Raw genomic sequence first — 17272 nt, 5'->3', positions numbered from 1 at the left:
TTAATCCCCCCCCCCCCCACTTATAAAAAAAAATTTCTTTGGGGGGGCGGCTCATTTTTTTTATACGAGCGGGGGTTTTGGCCCCCCCCCCGCCCCCCCCCGGCGCCGGGCCGGGACCGGCCCCCCCCGCTGCTCGGTGGTACCCAGAGCCGTGAGGCCAAGGCCGACGGTGAGTGGAACGTACGGCGGGTCTCCGGGTCGGCGTCCGCCAAGTCGTACCGCTGCCCGGGCTGCGACCAGCAGATCCTGCCGGCCACCCCGCACGTCGTCGTGTGGCCGGAGAACCCCAGCCTGCTCGGCGCGATCGGCGGCGCCCAGTCTCTCGACGAGCGGCGCCATTGGCATACCGCGTGCTGGCAACGGAGCCGTTGAAAGGTGTCTGCATGAAGCTTCCGGTCACGTCGTACGGCGAGTCGGGGACGCCTGTTGTGGTGATGCACGGACTGTTCGGCTCCGGGCGGAACTGGATGACTGCCGCGCGCCGGCTCGCCGACAAGCACCGGGTGTTCGCGTTCGACCTGCGCAATCACGGGACCTCGCCGCACGTCGACACGATGAGCTACCCGGAGATGGCGGCCGATGTCCGCGAGACGATCGAGTCGCTCGGGGTCGGGCCGGTTGCCCTGGTCGGTCACTCGATGGGTGGTAAGACCGCGATGCTGACCGCTCTGCAGTATCCGGAAGTGGTCTCGCGTCTGGTTGTGGTTGATGCAGCTCCGGTCGTGTATCCGCCGGCCTTCGTCGAGTACGCGCAGGCCATGCGGAACGCCGACCTGTCGTCAGTGAGTCGTCGGGCCGAGGTGGACGCGCAGTTGGTGTCCGCCGTACCGACGCCGGGGACGCGCGCCTTCCTGCTGCAGAACCTGATCCTCGACGCTGATGGTGCGCGGTGGCGGCCGAACCTCCCGGTCATCGAGGCCGCTCTGCCGGCGATCTCGGGCTGGCCCGCGGAGGCGGCCGGTCTGCGGTACGACGGGCCGACGCTGTTCATCTTCGGTGGGAAGTCCGACTACGTGCAGCAGGACCACCGCGAGACGATCGCCGCCTACTTCCCGCACGTCCAGTACGCCGAGGTCCCCGAGGCCGGGCACTGGGTCCACGCCGAGCGGCTCGACGACTTCCTGGCAGCCCTCACGCCGTTCCTTGCCTGACGTTGGTAAACGTTTGTCCGTAATCCATTGACCTCCGCCTGACATCATCGGTAAGTTTTCAACCCAGTTCCTGCAGGATCCATGATCTGGGGTTTGGTGGTGGCGGCGATGGTGGTCCGGACCGGCGCGCAGCGTCTGGCCGAGGACCGGGGGCTGGTGCCCGACGGGCGCCTGGGACTGATCACGAACTTCACCGGCGTACTGCCGGACCTCACGCCGACCTCGGTCGCGTTGCGTGCGGCCGGCCTGCCGTTGACGGCGTTGTTCGGTCCCGAGCACGGCCTCCGCGGTACGGCGCAAGCTGGTGCGAGTGAAGGTGAAGGCGTCGATCCCGACACCGGCCTCCCGGTCTTCGACACTTATCTGCGGCACGGGCGGGAGCTCGACGACCTGTTCTCCGGTGTCGACGTGCTGCTCTTCGACATCCAGGACATCGGGACTCGGTTCTACACCTACGTCTGGACGATGTACGACTGCCAGCAGGCAGCCGCTCGGCTTGGTATGCCATTTGTCGTCCTCGACCGGCCGAACCCGCTCGGGGGCGTGCGGGTCGAGGGACCGGTGCTACAGCCGGGGTTCGAGAGCTTCGTCGGCCGGGCGCCGATTCCGTTGCGACATGGGCTGACTGTTGGCGAGCTCGCGCGACAGTTGGGTGAGGCAACGGTCATCCCGGTCGACGGCTGGACGCCCGGGTCGTGGGGGACCGGTATGCCATGGGTGCCGCCGTCGCCGAACATGCCGACGCCGGAGACAGCTTTGGTATACCCCGGGACCGGCTTGTTCGAAGGCACGAACCTCAGCGAGGGCCGCGGTACGACGCGGCCGTTCGAGACGATCGGGGCGCCGTACGTCGACGATCGGCTGGTGCCGGCGCTGGCTGCGTGTGAGTTGCCGGGCGTGATCTTCCGGCGGACCTGGTTCGAGCCGGTGTTCAGTAAGTACGCCGGCCAGGCGGTGTCCGGCGTACAGCTTCATGTTGTCGATCGGGATGCGTTCGAGCCGGTGCGGACCGCGCTGGTGATGCTCCGGGTGCTGAACGAGCTGTACCCGGACAACTTCGGGATGCTGCCGTCGCTCGATCGGCTGTGGGGCTCGGACTCGCTGCGCAAGGCGCTCGAGGCCGGCGACGACCCGGTCGATCTCTTGCCCGCGGCAACGACGCCGTCCGGGTGGGTACGACCTGGCGTGCTGCTCTACGAAGGGACTGCCCGATGACGTCGTCGGATGTGAAGATCCGCTCGTTCCAGGTCGGCGACGGACCGACTCTCGCCGACTGTTGGACCGCCGCGGCGCCCGCCGACCCGATCTCCTATCAGCGGTTCCGCGACCTGTTCCTGCTCGATCGCAACTTCGACGCTGCCGGTCTGCAGGTTGCCGTGGCCGATGATCGGATCGTCGGAGCTGCGTACGCGGTGCGCCGCCTGATCGCGGTCGACGCCGACGACCTCGAGCCCACGGCCGGCTGGATCCCGTTCTTCTTCGTGCATCCGGAGTACCGCGGGCGCGGCATCGGTCGCTCATTGTTGTCGGCGGCAATGGATTGGCTGCGGTCGCACGGCCGGTCCGAGGTGTTCTTCTCGTCGTACACGCCGAACTACTTCCTCCCCGGCCTCGACAGCGCTCGCTATCCGTCCGCCGCCCGGTTGCTGGCCGAGCTGGGCTTCGAGCGGCAGTACGACGCGGTCGCGATGGACCGCGGTCTGGTCGGGTATGCCATTCCGGACGAGGTCCGGAAGCGGATCGATGCCCTGACGGCCGAGGGCTACGGCTTTGGTATACCAACCGATGACGAGCTGACCGCGCTGATCACGATCGCCGGCGCGGAGTTCAACCCGGACTGGGCCCGCGCGATCCGCGAAGGCGTCGTCTCCGGTCTGCCATTGGAGCGCATTGTCGTGGCGCGCGACCCCGGCCGGGCGATCCTCGGCTGGGCGATGCACGGCACCTATGAAGGAGTGATCGACCGCTTCGGCCCGTTCGGCGTACTGCCGAGCTCGCGCGGCACCGGACTCGGGAAGGTGCTGCTGCACCTGACGCTCGAGCGGATGGTTGCCGCCGGCGCCCACTCTGCCTGGTTCCTGTGGACCGGGGAGAAGTCCGCGGCCGGGCAGCTGTACCTGAAGACGGGGTTCGACATCACCCGCACGTTCACCATTCTCCGGGCGCCCCTGCGCCCGGCTGACTTTGAGGAGTGACATGCGCATTGCCAGAGGTTTGCGGCTTGCCGTTGTCCTGGGGCTCCTGGCTACGAGCGCCGCCTGCGGAGGTGGAAGCGACTCCGGCAGCGGCGACAAGGTCGAGCTGACGTTGCTGAGCCACTACAGCGACGGCCCGTCGAAGGACGGGCTGGACAAGATGATCGCCGAATGGAACAAGGACAACCCGAAGATCCAGGTCAAAGCGCAGGTGGTCAAGTTCGACGACCTGCTGACCACGATGACGGTCCGCCAGACCGGCGGTCGCGGCGCGGACATCGTCAGCGCGTACGGCCTGTGGGGCGGACAGCTGATGAAGGCGAACGTCGTGGCGAAGGTGCCGGACGACATCGCGACCAAGATCAAGGCGGAGTACAGCCCGGCCGCGCTCGGCGCGGTCACCACCGGCGACACGCTCCTCGGCTACCCGACCGAGCTGAACACCTACGTGCTCTTCTACAACAAGAAGATCCTCGCCGCGGCCGGCATCACCAAGCCGCCGACCACCTGGGCCGAGCTCGCCGACGCCGCCAAGAAGACGGTCAAGCGCGATGCCAAGGGCAACATCCAGGTCGAGGGCCTGAGCCTGATCCAGGACGGCGACAACAAGTCCGTGCACCCGTTCCTGTCGCTGCTCGACTCGGCCGGCGGCAAGTTCCTCGGCCCCGACGGCACGCCGCAGTTCGACAACGACCAGGGCAAGGCGGCGCTGAAGTTCGAGGGTGATCTGGCCGCCGCGAAGGCGTCGAACACCTCGATCTCGCCGACCAAGCAGTTCCGCAGCGGCGGTGTCGCGATGGCGATCCAGGCCGGCTGGTGGATCGGCAGCCTGAAGACCCAGATGAAGGACAAGTACGGCTCGGACGTCGGCGTGACCGCGATCCCCGGACCGACGCCGGGTAGCAAGGGCTCGCTGGCGTACGGGTTCTTCATGGGCGTGAACCAGCGAAGCAAGCACGCGGACGAGGCGTGGAAGTTCCTGACCTGGATGAACGAGCACAAGGCTCAGGGCGGCAGCGTGACCGAGACCGGCAAGTGGCTCGCCGACCAGGGCCTGATCCCGCCGCGGACGGCGGACCAGGCGGAGTACAAGAAGTCGTTGTCGGACCCGAACCTGGCGCCGATCTACGACGCGGCGACGTACGCGATGGCGGAGCCGAACCAGCCGGGGGCGTACGAGGCGAAGACCGCGCTGCACAACGCGATCATGACGGTGCTTGCTGATGGCAAGAATCCGGACGATGCGCTGGCGCAGGCGGCGAAGGCCGTCAAGCCGCAATGACCACCGCGGTCGGCCGGGTCGGCACTGACGGCATGGCCGCCACGCCGGCCCGGCGGGTCGGCAGGCTGCATCGCGAGGGGCTCGCGGCGTACCTGTTCCTGTCACCGGCGTTGCTGTTCTTCTGCGTGTTCCTGATCCTGCCGTTCATCTTCGCGATCGTGCTGGCGTTCTCGGACTGGGGCGGGTTCGACCTCAGGACGTTGAAGTGGGCCGGGTTCTCGAACTTCGGCGACGTGCTGAGCTTCGACGCGACGTTCGTCAAGCCGATCCTCGTCAACACGTTGCTGTTCGCGTTCGGATCGGTGTTCCTGGCAACGTTCGGCTCGGTACTGGTTGCCTACTGCATCGACCGCTTGTCGTTCCAGGGATTCTGGCGGGTGCTCTACTTCCTGCCTGTCGTCGCCACGGTGGTTGCGATCGGCAACGTGTGGAAGATGATGTACCAGCCGGCCGGCCTGATCAACGCAGTACTGAACAAGCTCGGGGTGAACAGCGTCGGGTTCCTGTCCGATTCGTCGTACGCGCTGCCGTCGGTCACCGTCGTCCACGCCTGGGCGTCGATCGGCGGCGCCGTACTGATCCTGACCGCCGGCCTGAAGGCGATCCCGGAGATGTACTACGAGGCCGCCGAGGTGGACGGGGCGAACTCGTGGCACATGTTCTGGTCGATCACGTTGCCGTTGCTGCGGCCGGCGTTGCTGTTCGTGCTGATCACGCAGTTCATCGGCGGGCTCCAGTCGTTCGCGCTGATCATCGTGATGACCGGTGACGGCGGGCCGGTGAACGCGACCAACGTGGCGGCGTTCGAGATGTACCAGCGGGCGTTCAAGTTCGGCGCCTGGGGGACGGCCAGCGCGATGGCGATGGTGCTGTTCGTGATCATCCTGGCGATCACGCTGCTGCAGCTGTGGATCGCCCGGCGGCGCGGAGAGGAGACCTCGTGAAACGACGATTTCCGTGGTTTGCGTACCTGGTGGTGATCCTTGGCGGCATCGCGATGGTGATGCCTTTTCTCGACATGGTGATGAGCTCGTTCAAGGGCCCGGGGGAGTACGGCGTGATCCCGTACAAGCTCCTGCCTGAGTCGTTCAACCTGGACAACTATCGCGAGGCGTTCTCGCAGCTGGAACTGCTCCGGCTGTTCCGCAACAGCGTCATCGTCACCGTGAGCGTGACGGTGTCGGTGCTGGTGACGTCGTCGATGGCCGGCTATGCGCTCGCGAAGCTACGGTTCCGCGGCCGGGCGGTGATCTTCCGGTTCATCCTCGCGACGATGATGCTGCCGCCGTTCCTGCTGCTGATCCCGACGTTCCTGATCATGCTGAACTGGCCGCTTGCCGGCGGCAACGACATCCTCGGGCGCGGCGGTGACGGCGGGCTGACGACGAGTCTGGTCGCGCTGATCCTGCCGTTCGCGGTGAGCGGGTTCGGCATCTTCCTGATGCGGCAGTTCATGGTGTCGCTGCCGGACGAGATGCTCGAGGCGGCCAAGATCGACGGCGCGAACCAGTGGCAGACCTGGCGGCTGATCGTGCTGCCGCAGACCAAGCCGGTGGCGATCACGCTCGGCCTGATCACGTTCATCGGCACCTGGAACGAGTACATCTGGACGCTGCTGATCTCGTCCTCGGACCCCGACCTGCAGACGCTGCCGGTCGGCATCCAGTTGTTGCAGAGCTTCCTCGACCCGGACCGCACGATGCCGATCGTGATGGCCGGACTGGTGATCAGCACGCTGCCGGTGCTGGTCGTGTTCCTGCTGTTCCAGAAGTACTACGTGCGCGGCGTCGTACTCAGTGGCCTGAAATGAGGAGACGGTTGTGACCCTTGTGAACAGAACGGTGCTCGCCATCGGGGCGCACATCGGCGACATGGACCTGACCGCGGGGCCGACGCTGGCCAAGCTGATCATGGAAGGCGCGTCGGCCACGATCGTCGCGCTGACGCCGGGCGAACGCGGTCACCCGCGGCTGACGCCGACGGAGTACAAGAAGCAGAAGATCGCCGAGGGTACGGCGTTCGCGGACGCGATCGGCGCGGATTTCGTCGTCCTCGACCAGAGCGACGGGTTCCTTGGAGCGACCGACGACGTGGCGCTGGAGCTGGCCCGGATCATCCGCGAGAAGCAGCCCGACACGATCATCACCCACTGGAAACACTCCATCCACAGCGACCACGAGAACGCCGCCGCCCTGTCGGAACGCGCCCGCTTCCTGGCCGGGCTACCGATCGATCCGACCGACGATCTCGCCACGCCGTACGCCGACCTGGTGGCCAAGCTCGCTGCCCTCCCGCGACACGGCGTACGCAGCTTCCTGCACGCCGAGAACTGGGAGGACATGGAGGGCTTCACGCCGTCCCTCTACGTCCCCATTCCCGACGAGGCCTTCTACCGTTGGGTCTCCGCCATCCGCCACCAAGCCTTCGCCCGCGGCGAAACCTACGGCTTCCGCTACATCGACTACTACACCGCCCTGATGACCACCCGAGGCTGCCTGGCGTCCTACCCCCGAGCCTGCGCCTTCCACACCAACCAGACCCCGGAGGTCACCAAACTCGCCGGTCCGTAGATCTCGCGGTGCGGTCGACGGCATGCAGGAAGTACGGTCGTAGGCGGTTCTGTCGGCTATGGATGGAGTGGGCGTGGCTGAGGTTCGGTTGGTTGTGCAAGCGGATGACTTCGGGATGTTGCATGCCGTGAACGTCGGGACGGTGGAGGCGTTTCGGGACGGGATCGTCACGCAGGTGTCGACGATGGCGGCTTGTCCTTGGTTTACCGAGGCGGCGGCGTTGGCGCGGGAGTTCGGGATTCCGCTGGGTGTGCACCAGACGTTGACGTGTGAGTGGGACTTCCTGCGGTGGCGGCCGTTGACGGATGGGGCGTCGTTGGTGGGGGAGGACGGGACGTTCCTGCGGTCGGTGGCTGAGGCGCAGGCGTCGGTGACTTATGAGGACTCGGTGGCCGAGTTGAACGCTCAGGTCGCGAAGTTCGCGGCGGAGGGGCTGGCGATCGAGTACCTCGACGTACACATGGGTCAGTCGGCGACGCCCGCGGCGTACGACGAGGTGTCTCGCGCGGCGGGCAAGCCGTTCATTTATGGGGCGGTGGAGTCGCAGCGGTTCGGGTCGATCGAGACGTTGAGCGATCGGGACGCGGACGTGAAGCGGGCGTGGCTGCTCGAGTACCTCGACAAGCTGACGCCGGGAGTGCATCTGCTCGTGACGCACTGCGCCGCGGCGGAGCCTGAGCTCGGGGCACTGCACAAGCCCGGGTCCTACACGTATCGCTGGGCCGAGGAGTACCGGCTGTCCGACCAGGAACTCGTCACCGATCCCGAGATCCGCAAGGCAATCGAGGAACGCGGCATCGAGCTCACAACGGTCGCCGCCGCCTTCTCGTGATCAGCGCAGGCCGGCTGCTGCTGCGGCCCTGATGGAGACGCAGTGCTTGGAGCTCGTCGAATGGCGTGCGGAGATCGGCAACGATGCGTCGCGTTGCTGAGTTCGTCATGGAGGGGGAGTTGCGCAAGCGGGCTGGTGCATCGCGGGGTGCGGGTGGATGCGTGGATCGGTTCACTGCTCAAGGGCGAACTCGGTACTGCGGAGAGCCCCGGGCGGTGAGCCGGTGGCTGCCTTGATGTGGCGGGTCAGGTGGCTGACGGAGTGGTAGCCGGTGAGGTCCGCGATCGCTTGCAGCGGGAGCGTCGAGTTCCGGATGTGCGAGAGCGCGTGGCGTAGGCGTACCGCTTGGAGTGCGGCTTGCGGGCTCGTACCGCGGAGGCGGGTGAAGGCGGCGCGCAGGCCGGACTGAGAGATGCCCAGGTCGGCGGCGACGGTGGCGATTCGGAGGCCGCTGGCGAAGCGTTCCTCGAAGATGCGTTCTGCTTCGATGACTAGTTGCTCAGCCGGGGTTGTGGGCGGGGCTGCGGCTGCGCGCCTCAGGCGGAGGTCGAGCTCGGAGAGCAGGAGCGCGCGGAGGTCGTCGTTGTTCTCGCGTACGAGGGCGTCGAAGACCCGGCCGAGCGTGTGGTCGGCGTCGTCGTAGCAGAGTCGGGGCCAGGGGTGGGTCGTTGCCGCGTCGACCTGGAGGAAGCGGTTGGCGTACCCGGTGCGGCTCTGTTCGGCGTGCCAGGTGCTCGGCGGAGTCAGCAGTACGGTGCCGGGCGTCGCGGCGTACGTCTCCTCGCCGACGGGACAGGTGATGCGGCCGCGAACGTAGTACACGAGCTCCCAGGACGTGTGCGCGTGCAGCGGGTAGTCCTTGCCTGGCGCTGCGGTGTGTACGCCGGCGCCGAGCAGCCGTAGCGATTTGTGCATAAGCCCTGTCGCCTTCTGCATTGTTTCTCGGGTACGTCGGATTGATGCTGGCATCGATTCGTGCATCTTGGGAAGGAGAGCTGTGATGGATATGGCGACCGCACTACGCGACCTCGGCGTGACCGACGACGTACTCACCCAAGCCGAGAAGGACAAGCTCGACCGCGACGGATTCCTCCCGCTGGAGGGGATCCTGACGCTGGAGGAGGTGTCCGCGCTCAACAAACGGCTGGCGGAGCTCACCGCGGCGGAAGGCGATCGGGCCGGTCTCGAAGTACATCAGGAGAAGGGCACGGACCGGCTCGCCGACCTGGTCAACAAGGACGCGAAGTTCGAGGTCTGCTTCAGCCATCCGAGAGTGCTGGCCGCGATGCAGCACGTGCTGGGCGAGTTCAAACTGTCGTCCCTCAACAGCCGCGCGGCTCTACCCGGCGAGGGCCACCAGGGGCTGCATGCGGACTCCGGGCATCCTGTCCAACCAGGTGAATACGAGGTCTGCAACTCGATCTGGCTCCTCGACGACTTCACCCCCGAGAACGGCGCCACCCGAGTAGTCCCCGGCTCCCACCGCCGCGGCACCCTGCCCGGCGACGAGATGCCCAACCCCGGCGACCCCCACCCCGACCAGATCCAACTAACCGGCAAAGCCGGCACCGTAGTCATCTTCAACAGCCACCTCTGGCACGGCGGCACCCAAAACCAAACCCAATCCCCCCGCCGAGCCCTCCACTCCTACTTCGCCCTCCGCCACCTCCCCCAGCAGCTGGACCAGCAGTCCTACATCCGCGTACAAACCTACAAACGCCTAACCCCAGCCCAACACTTCATCCTCAACGTCACCAACTGAGTTCTGTCTATACGATTTGCCTTGAAACTGTCTAGCTTCCTAGACTAAAATGCATGGTTAGTGAGCAGCCGACACGGAAGGTCGTGAAGGCGTTCAAGGATGCTGGTTGGCGGCAGATCAGGACGGAAGGGTCGCACAGCTTGTACGAGTGCTCCTGTGGTCAGCACGCGTTCGCCTTGCCGGACGGCCATCGGATGATCTCACCGGGCGTCGTGCGGAAGGCCGGTAAGGCACTCGCTGAATGTGAGGGGACAGGCCAGTGAAGACATACGAGGTGACGGTTGAGCGTGACGGCCGATGGTGGATGGTGGCGGTGCCTGAGCTCGATGGTCTGACCCAAGCGCGCAGGCTGGACGAGGTCGAGCAGATGGCCCGCGAATACATCGCCGTTACGACTGACGTTCCGCTCTCTCGGGTTGCCGTCGAGGTATCCGGCATCGCCGCCGACGGCCAGGATCTGCTCGAAGCGAAGACTCTCGTGGACGGACTGCGTCGCCGGGCCAAGGACCTCGAAGCCATGATCGCCGAGCTCACCCGCGAGGTTGCGTCGTCCTTGACGGACGCGAGTGTTCCGGTAAGAGACGTGAGCAACGTACTCGGAATCTCCCACCAACGCGTCTCGCAACTGGTACAGGCAGCCGCGCAGAGCGACGGCGACTCAACGAAGGTGATCCGACAGTCCCGACAGGAGTTCGCCCACGACCTCGTCATCCAACTCGCCGACGGCCGAGCCGTGCGACTCGTCGAGGTGACCGGGCCGAAGAAGAACCGGCAGTCCAAGGAACCTGTGCAGCAGGGGAGCGGGCCATCGGTTCGAAAGGCGCCACACCCCCGCCCTGCCAAGCGCCCGGCCAGCCGGTCGGCTTCGCAAAAGCAGAGCGTGTGACGCGGGAGGCGGAGCGCGTTTGACCCATCCGGCGCTCCGCCTCGTCTGCCGTTTGCCAGCGGCCGCGTAAACCACGTCTCGACGGGTCACCGTGACCTGGCACGACACGTGCAGGCACGCGAGGTCGCAGTTCGCGGCAGGACGCCGCGCTCGCCTCACGTATCTACGTCAGGTGCCGCCACGACGCGAGGATGTGCCACCGCATCTGATCAGGTATTCGCAGCCCGCGGCACCACGCTGCGGTCGGACGCGCGGTAGCGCGCACGGGTGCGGGCGCCAGCCCGCAAGTCCGGCGACAGCCGGATGGTCCCGGCGACAGCCGGATGGTGCCGGCGGTAGCCGGATGGGATGGTCCGGGCGATGAGCCCGGGGGTGGGCGGGTGCGGCGCGTAGCACGGCGACGAAGGAGTCGCGCGTAGCACCGCGATGGGCTGGCTGGTTCTAGGAGTCGTCGGCTTTGCGGACCCAGACTTCTCGGATTATTAGGAGGATGGCGGCGGCGGAGGGGATGGCTAGGAGGGCGCCTACTACGCCTAGGAGGGCGCCGCCGAGGAGGGCGGCGATGACTGTTACGGCGCCGGGGATGTCTACGGCGCGGCGCATGATGCGGGGGGCGACGATGTAGTTCTCGACCTGCTGGTAGATGATGCCGTAGATCAGGCAGGCGATGCCGGTCCAGAGGCCGGTGGTGAAGCCGATCAGGGCTACCACGACGACGCCGATCAGGCCGCCGACCATCGGGATGAAGTCGCAGAACATCACCACGATCGCCAGTGCGACGGCGTAGTCACGCAGGCCGGCGATCTCCAGGAAGATGAACATGCAGACGCCGGCGCACAGCGCGACCAGGAACTGGCCGCTGACGTACCCGCCGACGCGGCCGAGGACCTCGTCGCCGAGGATCGAGACGCGGGTACGGCGGGTGCGCGGGACCAGGCTGTACGCCGCGCGCTTGACCGACGGCAGCGACGCGAGGAAATACAGCGTCAGGACCAGGATCGTGAACGTGTTGAACAGCGCGTTCGCGACCACCTTGCCGACGCCGAGGATGCCGCCGAACGCGCGCTGCGCCAGCGCCGGGTCCTGGATGTAGTCCTGGGCCTTCTGGATGAAGTGGTACTTGTCGTCCAGCTGGTTGAGCGTCTTCGACTTCTGCAGCAGGTCGAGGTAGCCCGGCGCGTTCTTGATCAGGCTGTCGATCTGATCCGTGACGACCGGGACGATCGCGAACCCGACGCCGGCGACCGCGAGGATCATCAGCAGGAACACCACGGCGACCGACACACCACGCTTCAGGCCGCGGCGCATGAACCATTCGACCAGCGGGTTCAGGCCGACGGCGATGAACATCGACACCAGCAGCAGGATGAGCACCGAACGGGCCTGGCCGGCCGCGTTCCACAAGCCCCAGGCGACGAGTACGCCGAGCGCCGCGAAGAACCCGAACGTGAACGGGTTGCCGCGCCGCAGCGGCGGACCGGGAACGCCCATCCCGACGGACGGGTGGCGTTCCTCGATCAGCATCTCGTCGACGAAGTCCCCGTCGGCGTCCGCATCCTTGGCCGCTGCCGCAGCCTTCTCAGCGGCAGCATCCGCGGCCGCTTCCGCCTCTTCAGCAGATTCATCAGCCTTGTCGGCAGAGTCGTCGGCCTTGTCAGCGGATTCGTCGGCTTTGTCAGCGGACTCATCGGCCTTGTCCGCGGAGGAGTCGGCGGCCTTTGCCGCGCCGGCGGCTTGTCCAGCAGCAGCTTCCGCCTCTTCGGCCGAGTCGTCGGCCTTGTCGGCGGCGGCTTCGGCCTGGGCGGCGGCGGTCTCCGCGGCGCGGGTGGCTTCCGCGAGGTCCGGGTCGGTCGCTGTGGAGGTGTCGTCGCCGGCTGGCGTCACATCTTGTCCTTCGGGGATCGTGCGCTCGAGGTAGCCGCATCGGTCTTGTCGTCGGCGGACGACTTGCCCCCGGAGGACTTCGCCGAGGCGGACGACCGCGTCTGGACCCGAGTCTCCTCGTCGGCGAGGTCATCGAGCCGGAACTCGTCCACCTTCGTCGAATCCTTCGGCTCGTCCTCCTCGTCCGAGGCGTCGTCGGAGTCGGCGTCAGCGCTCGCGGAGCCGTTCAGCGCAACGGGGGAGTCGGCCGGGCCGCCTGCGGTCTTGCTCGTCTTGTCGGCCAGGTCGGACGCGTCCTTCGGGTCCACCCGCAGAGCGGTGTCGATGCGGGTCTCGTCGACGCGCGCGTCGCCGGCACCGATCCCGACGAACGGGCTGGCTCCGGTGAACGGTCCGTCCCCATCGTCGTACGCCGAATCACCTGCGGCGTCCGAAGACGCGTACCCGCTCGCAGCCGGCGTCGCACCCGGGAACGGGTTGTCGTCGCTCGTCGAACCAGGCGCCACCGAACCAGCCGCACCGGCCCCGAACGAGCTGTCGTCCGAGTCGGCCGCGTCCGCGGCGCGCGAGCTCGCGCCCGCGCCGGCCGAACCGGCGTCGAATGAGCTGCCCGGCGAGGACGGGGTACCGCCGCCGAACGGGCTGTCGTCCGAGTCGGATGCGTCCGAGTCGAGGGAGCTCCCCGCGCCGGCTGAACCGACGTCGAACGAGTTGCTCCGCGAGGACGCCGTACCGGCGCTGAACGGGCTGTCGTCCGAGTCGGATGCGTCCGAGTCGAGGGTGCTGCCGCTCGAGCCCGCCGCTCCGGCGCCGAACGCGCTGGCCGACGAGGACGCCGTACCAGCGCCGAACGGGTTGTCGTCCGAGTCCGTCGTGTCCGAGTCGAGCGAGTTGGCGCCCGAGCCTGCTGCCCCGGCGCCGAACGTGCTCGGCGAGGACGTCGCCCCGCCACCGAATCCGTTGTCGGTCGACGGCGTGGTGCCGGAGTTGAACGGGCTGTCGCCTGCCGCACCCGGGGTGAACGAGGCGTCCGACGGGTCGGTGGTGGCGAACGGACTGCCGATTCCGGAGCCGGGGGTGGAGCTGAAAGGGCTGCCGGACGAGGCGTCAGCGGTGCCGGCTCCACCAGTGGTGGGGCCGGTGTTCGGTCGGGCGAAAGGGTTGACGTACGCCGGTGCCGCGGTCTCGGAGTCGAGCTCGGCTGCCTGCCGCGCGATGTTGCTGGCGATCTCGTTCAGCCCGGCGATCTGGGTGAGGATGCCGTCGCGGCGCTTGGCCAGCCGCTCGGTCTCGCGGGCGACGACCGTCCGGGACCGCTCCGCCTCGTCGGCCGCGTTCGCCAGCTCGGCCTCGGCGCGGGTCCGCGCGGTAGTCAGCAGCTGCTCGGCCTCGCGACGGGCGCGGGACAACGTCCGCTCGGCCGACTCCTCGGCCTCGGAGCGGATCTTGCGGGCCTGCTCGGTCGCCTCGGCCACCCGGCGCTCGGACGCCTCGGCGGCGTCCTTCATCTGGGTGGTCAGGCTGTCGGTGTCGGCCGCGATCTGCTGGTGCTTGTCCGCGAGCTCCTTGGCCTGCTGCTCGCGCTCGTCCGCCAGCCGCGCCCGCAGCGCCGCCGACTCGCGCTGGATCGCGGTCCGGATCTTCTCCGCCTCGTGCAGCGCGCCGTTCTTCAGCGTGCTCGCCTGCGACTCGGCCGTCAGCTGCAGCTGCTCGGACTTCCGCCGCGCCGCAGCCAGCACCTCGGCCGCCTCGGTCTCTGCCGTACGCCGGACCTCCGCCGCGTCACCCTCGGCGGTACGCCGCATGCTGTCGGCCTCGTTGAGCGCGACGGTCCGGATGTCCTCGGCCTCGCGGTCACCGGTCGCCCGGGCCGCGGATGCCTCCTTGGCCGCGTTCGCCCGCAGCTCCTCGGCCTCGCGCTTGGCCTCCTCGAGCGCCTCGGACGCCTGGTCCTGCGCGAGCCGGAGGATCTGCGCGGCCCGGTCGCCGAGTCCGGCGTACGACGGGTTGGCGCTGGCCTCGAGCTGGCGTCGCGTCTCCTCGAGCTGGTGCTGCATCGGCGCGACACTGTGCTGGAGCTCGTCGGCGCGGTTACGCGCCTGCACGAGTTGCATCTCCAGCGCGCGGACATAGTCGTCCACCGCCTGTTTGTCGTACCCACGACGGCTGACCGGGAAGCCCCCGGCCGCGGTCGCCGTGCGGTCGAAGAACGGCAGGCTCGACTCGTCAGGCATCTCCCGAGATTCCCTTCTGGCGGCTCAGCGTGAATCCCCCACCATAAGCCTGTCAGAACCCACCCGAAACCAGCCAATCGAGTGCTGGGGACAACTACCTGTTGCGGAAGCGATTAATAGCGTCCAGATGCTCCGAGCGCAGCGCCGGGTCGGAGACGCCGAGGCCCTCCTCGGGTGCGAGGGTGAGGACACCGACCTTGCCCTGGTGCAGGTTGCGATGCACGTCGTACGCCGCCTGCGCGGTGTCCTCGAGTGCATAGACCTTGCTGACCGTCGGGTGCACCATCCCGCGGGCGATCAGCCGGTTCGCCTCCCAGGCCTCGCGGTAATTGGCGAAATGCGAGCCGATGATTCGCTTCAAGTTCATCCACAGGTACCGGTTGTCGTACTCGTGCATGAATCCGGACGTCGACGCACACGTCACGATCGTCCCGCCGCGGCGAGCGACGTACACCGAAGCCCCGAACGTCTCGCGGCCCGGATGCTCGAACACGATGTCCGGGTCGTCCCCGCCGGTCAGCTCGCGGATCCGTGCCCCGAACCGCTTCCATTCCTTCTGGTCCTGCGTCACCGGGTCCGACCAGAACTTGTATCCCTCCGCCGACCGATCGATGATGAACGAAGCCCCCATCGCCCGGCAGATCTCCGCCTTTTCCGGCGATGACACCACGCAGACCGGGATCGCCCCGCCGTTCAAAGCAAACTGAGTCGCATACGACCCCAGTCCGCCCGACGCGCCCCAGATCAGTACGACGTCGCCCTGCTTCATGTTGGCGCCGTTCGCCGACACCAGCTGCCGGTACGCCGTGCTGTTCACCAGCCCCGGCGACGCCGCCTCCTCCCACGTCAGGTGGGCCGGCTTCGGCATCAGCTGGTTCGACTTCACCAGTGCGAGCTCGGCGAGACCGCCGAAGTTCGTCTCGAATCCCCAGATCCGCTGCTCGGAGTCGAGCATCGTGTCGTTGTGCCCGTCCGGCGATTCCAGCTCAACCGACAGACAGTGCGCGACCACCTCGTCGCCCGGCTTCCAAGCGTTCACGCCCGGCCCGGTTCGCAGTACGACGCCGGCCAGGTCGGAACCGACCACGTGGTACGGCAGGTCGTGGCGGGCCGTCAGCGGCGACAGCTTCCCGTACCGCTTCAAGAACGAGAACGTCGACACCGGCTCGAAGATCGACGTCCACACGGTGTTGTAGTTGATCGCGCTCGCCATCACCGCGACCAGCGCCTCGCCCGGCCCCAGCTCCGGCGTCGGTACGTCGTCCAGATGCAGACTCTTCCGCGGATCCTTCTCCTTGCTCTCCAGGCCCTCGAACATGCCCGCTTCATCGGCGTGCACGGTGATGCCGCGGTAGTGCTCCGGTACGTCGAGCTCGCCGACGGCGGCGGTGTCACCGGACAAGATCGCTTCGAGGATCTGCTTCACGAAAGTAACCTCCTGCAGCGGCGGCCTGGTGAGCGGAACTTACCGCTGAGTATGCACGCCTGGCTGTGCCCTGTAACACAGCGAGCGACGGTTGAGACGACCGTCACTTTTGCAGTCCACCGTTGTCAGTGGTCTTACCGGAGCCTGGTGTACAACCGAACCTGGGTGAAGTCGTCGCCGGACCGCAACTGGACCAGGTCACACAGCTGGTTCGCCAGCCAGACACCCCGCCCGCCAAGCCCGTCCAGCGGCGGCAGCACCCGTCCGACCATCAGGTCGTCGATCCGGCCGCGGTCGGTCACGTCGCAGATCAGCGCACCGTCCGCGATCCACACCGCGAGCGCCCCGTGACCGCCGCCGAACCGGATGCTGTTCGTGCAGATCTCGTGCAACGCCAGCGCCAGATCCTCGAGCCGGTCCCGCGACACCCCATGCGACGACGCCTGGCCGCCGACCCATTGCCGCACCTGCCCGAGCTCGTCCGGACCGAACTCCCACCGCTCGGCACGATCCGGTACGTCGCTCAGCGCCGTCCGGAACGCCTTGTCCGCAAGGGCTTCTGTGCCGGAATGTCCCGAGTGGGTCGCGGTCGGGTCGATACCCACGGACGCGTCGTACCCGCAGCAGAGCCGGAACGAACGGTCCGCGGCGAAAGCGATCTCGCTCAACGCCTCGTGCAGCAGGACCTCGTCGTACTCCGCGGCGCTCCGGCCCGGGTACGCGGCCTCGCTGAGACCGCGCACCCGTCGGCCGGGCTCCTGCTCGAGGATCGCCCGCCAGAACGGGATCAGCCGCGCAGGGTTGCCCCCGGCAACAGTCATGTCGACGAACGTCACCTCGGACGACTGTGACTCCAGGGCGTCACGCAGTACCGCGATCCGCTCCGGTGGTAGCGCGGCCACGACCTTTTCCCCCGCCGCCAGCCCTTCGCGAACGAACGCGACCGCGCGCAGCACGAACTCCTCGTCTGTTCCATGGACGAAGGCATCATGCTTGAACCCGGCCGGCGCACCGTGCAAGGAGTCGGTGGCGCTGTCCTTCAGCACCTGA

Annotated in this window: 15 protein-coding genes; 10 read left to right on the top strand and 5 right to left on the bottom strand. The window is 67.4% G+C overall.

Features of this window, described 5'->3' with window-relative positions; all coding sequences use genetic code 11:
- The first annotated feature begins 383 nt into the window (after positions 1 to 383).
- The 8 genes from ACFWUU_RS36100 (at position 384) to ACFWUU_RS36065 (ending at position 8030) form a co-directional block, all read left to right on the top strand.
- The gene (locus ACFWUU_RS36100; RefSeq protein WP_380182578.1) at positions 384 to 1151 is read left to right on the top strand and encodes an alpha/beta fold hydrolase; all 768 of its coding nucleotides are present in this window, start codon (positions 384 to 386) and stop codon (positions 1149 to 1151) included.
- Positions 1152 to 1232: 81 nt separating this feature from the next.
- Entirely contained in the window at positions 1233 to 2366 is a 1134-nt protein-coding gene (locus tag ACFWUU_RS36095; RefSeq protein WP_380182576.1) for an exo-beta-N-acetylmuramidase NamZ domain-containing protein, read from the top strand.
- Positions 2363 to 3346 (top strand): GNAT family N-acetyltransferase, encoded by a 984-nt coding sequence (locus ACFWUU_RS36090; RefSeq protein ID WP_380182574.1) that lies wholly within the window; start codon positions 2363 to 2365, stop codon positions 3344 to 3346. Before ACFWUU_RS36095 ends, ACFWUU_RS36090 begins: the two co-directional genes overlap by 4 nt.
- Before the next feature lies 1 nt (position 3347).
- Positions 3348 to 4628, top strand: coding sequence for an ABC transporter substrate-binding protein (locus ACFWUU_RS36085; RefSeq protein ID WP_233715210.1), 1281 nt, complete (start codon positions 3348 to 3350; stop codon positions 4626 to 4628).
- Positions 4625 to 5572: a carbohydrate ABC transporter permease gene (locus ACFWUU_RS36080; protein ID WP_380182572.1), complete on the top strand. Its 948-nt coding sequence runs from the start codon at positions 4625 to 4627 to the stop codon at positions 5570 to 5572. The genes ACFWUU_RS36085 and ACFWUU_RS36080 overlap by 4 nt, the downstream gene beginning before the upstream one ends.
- The gene (locus ACFWUU_RS36075) at positions 5569 to 6438 is read left to right on the top strand and encodes a carbohydrate ABC transporter permease (RefSeq protein WP_380182570.1); all 870 of its coding nucleotides are present in this window, start codon (positions 5569 to 5571) and stop codon (positions 6436 to 6438) included. The genes ACFWUU_RS36080 and ACFWUU_RS36075 overlap by 4 nt, the downstream gene beginning before the upstream one ends.
- 10 nt (positions 6439 to 6448) lie before the next feature.
- Positions 6449 to 7198: a PIG-L deacetylase family protein gene (locus ACFWUU_RS36070; protein WP_380182568.1), complete on the top strand. Its 750-nt coding sequence runs from the start codon at positions 6449 to 6451 to the stop codon at positions 7196 to 7198.
- Between the two features lie 73 nt (positions 7199 to 7271).
- Positions 7272 to 8030: a carbohydrate deacetylase gene (locus ACFWUU_RS36065; RefSeq protein WP_380182566.1), complete on the top strand. Its 759-nt coding sequence runs from the start codon at positions 7272 to 7274 to the stop codon at positions 8028 to 8030.
- 171 nt (positions 8031 to 8201) lie between these two features.
- Here ACFWUU_RS36065 and ACFWUU_RS36060 read toward each other — a convergent pair whose 3' ends face one another.
- Positions 8202 to 8945, bottom strand: coding sequence for an AraC family transcriptional regulator (locus ACFWUU_RS36060; protein ID WP_170990026.1), 744 nt, complete (start codon positions 8943 to 8945; stop codon positions 8202 to 8204).
- 85 nt (positions 8946 to 9030) lie between these two features.
- Between ACFWUU_RS36060 and ACFWUU_RS36055 the strand changes: the two genes are divergently transcribed.
- A complete protein-coding gene (locus ACFWUU_RS36055) occupies positions 9031 to 9792 on the top strand; it encodes a phytanoyl-CoA dioxygenase family protein (protein ID WP_380182564.1) in 762 nt (253 codons plus the stop codon).
- A 259-nt stretch (positions 9793 to 10051) separates the two neighbouring features.
- On the top strand, positions 10052 to 10678 hold the full coding sequence (locus ACFWUU_RS36050; RefSeq protein WP_380182562.1) for a hypothetical protein: 627 nt from the start codon (positions 10052 to 10054) through the stop codon (positions 10676 to 10678).
- 441 nt (positions 10679 to 11119) lie between these two features.
- Here ACFWUU_RS36050 and ACFWUU_RS36045 read toward each other — a convergent pair whose 3' ends face one another.
- The 4 genes from ACFWUU_RS36045 to ACFWUU_RS36030 form a co-directional block, all read right to left on the bottom strand.
- Positions 11120 to 12562: an AI-2E family transporter gene (locus tag ACFWUU_RS36045; RefSeq protein WP_380182558.1), complete on the bottom strand. Its 1443-nt coding sequence runs from the start codon at positions 12560 to 12562 to the stop codon at positions 11120 to 11122.
- A complete protein-coding gene (locus ACFWUU_RS36040) occupies positions 12559 to 14796 on the bottom strand; it encodes a hypothetical protein (protein WP_380182556.1) in 2238 nt (745 codons plus the stop codon). Before ACFWUU_RS36040 ends, ACFWUU_RS36045 begins: the two co-directional genes overlap by 4 nt.
- A gap of 94 nt (positions 14797 to 14890) precedes the next feature.
- Entirely contained in the window at positions 14891 to 16222 is a 1332-nt protein-coding gene (ccrA, locus tag ACFWUU_RS36035; RefSeq protein WP_380182554.1) for a crotonyl-CoA carboxylase/reductase, read from the bottom strand.
- Positions 16223 to 16356: 134 nt separating this feature from the next.
- Positions 16357 to 17268, bottom strand: coding sequence for an anti-sigma factor RsbA family regulatory protein (locus ACFWUU_RS36030; protein ID WP_380182552.1), 912 nt, complete (start codon positions 17266 to 17268; stop codon positions 16357 to 16359).
- Positions 17269 to 17272: the final 4 nt, after the last annotated feature.

The sequence above is a fragment of the Kribbella sp. NPDC058693 genome, assembly GCF_042715335.1.
Lineage (GTDB): Bacteria > Actinomycetota > Actinomycetes > Propionibacteriales > Kribbellaceae > Kribbella > Kribbella jiaozuonensis.
The sequence above is the reverse complement of the archived record's forward strand: the minus strand, read 5'-3'. Positions and strand labels throughout refer to the sequence as shown.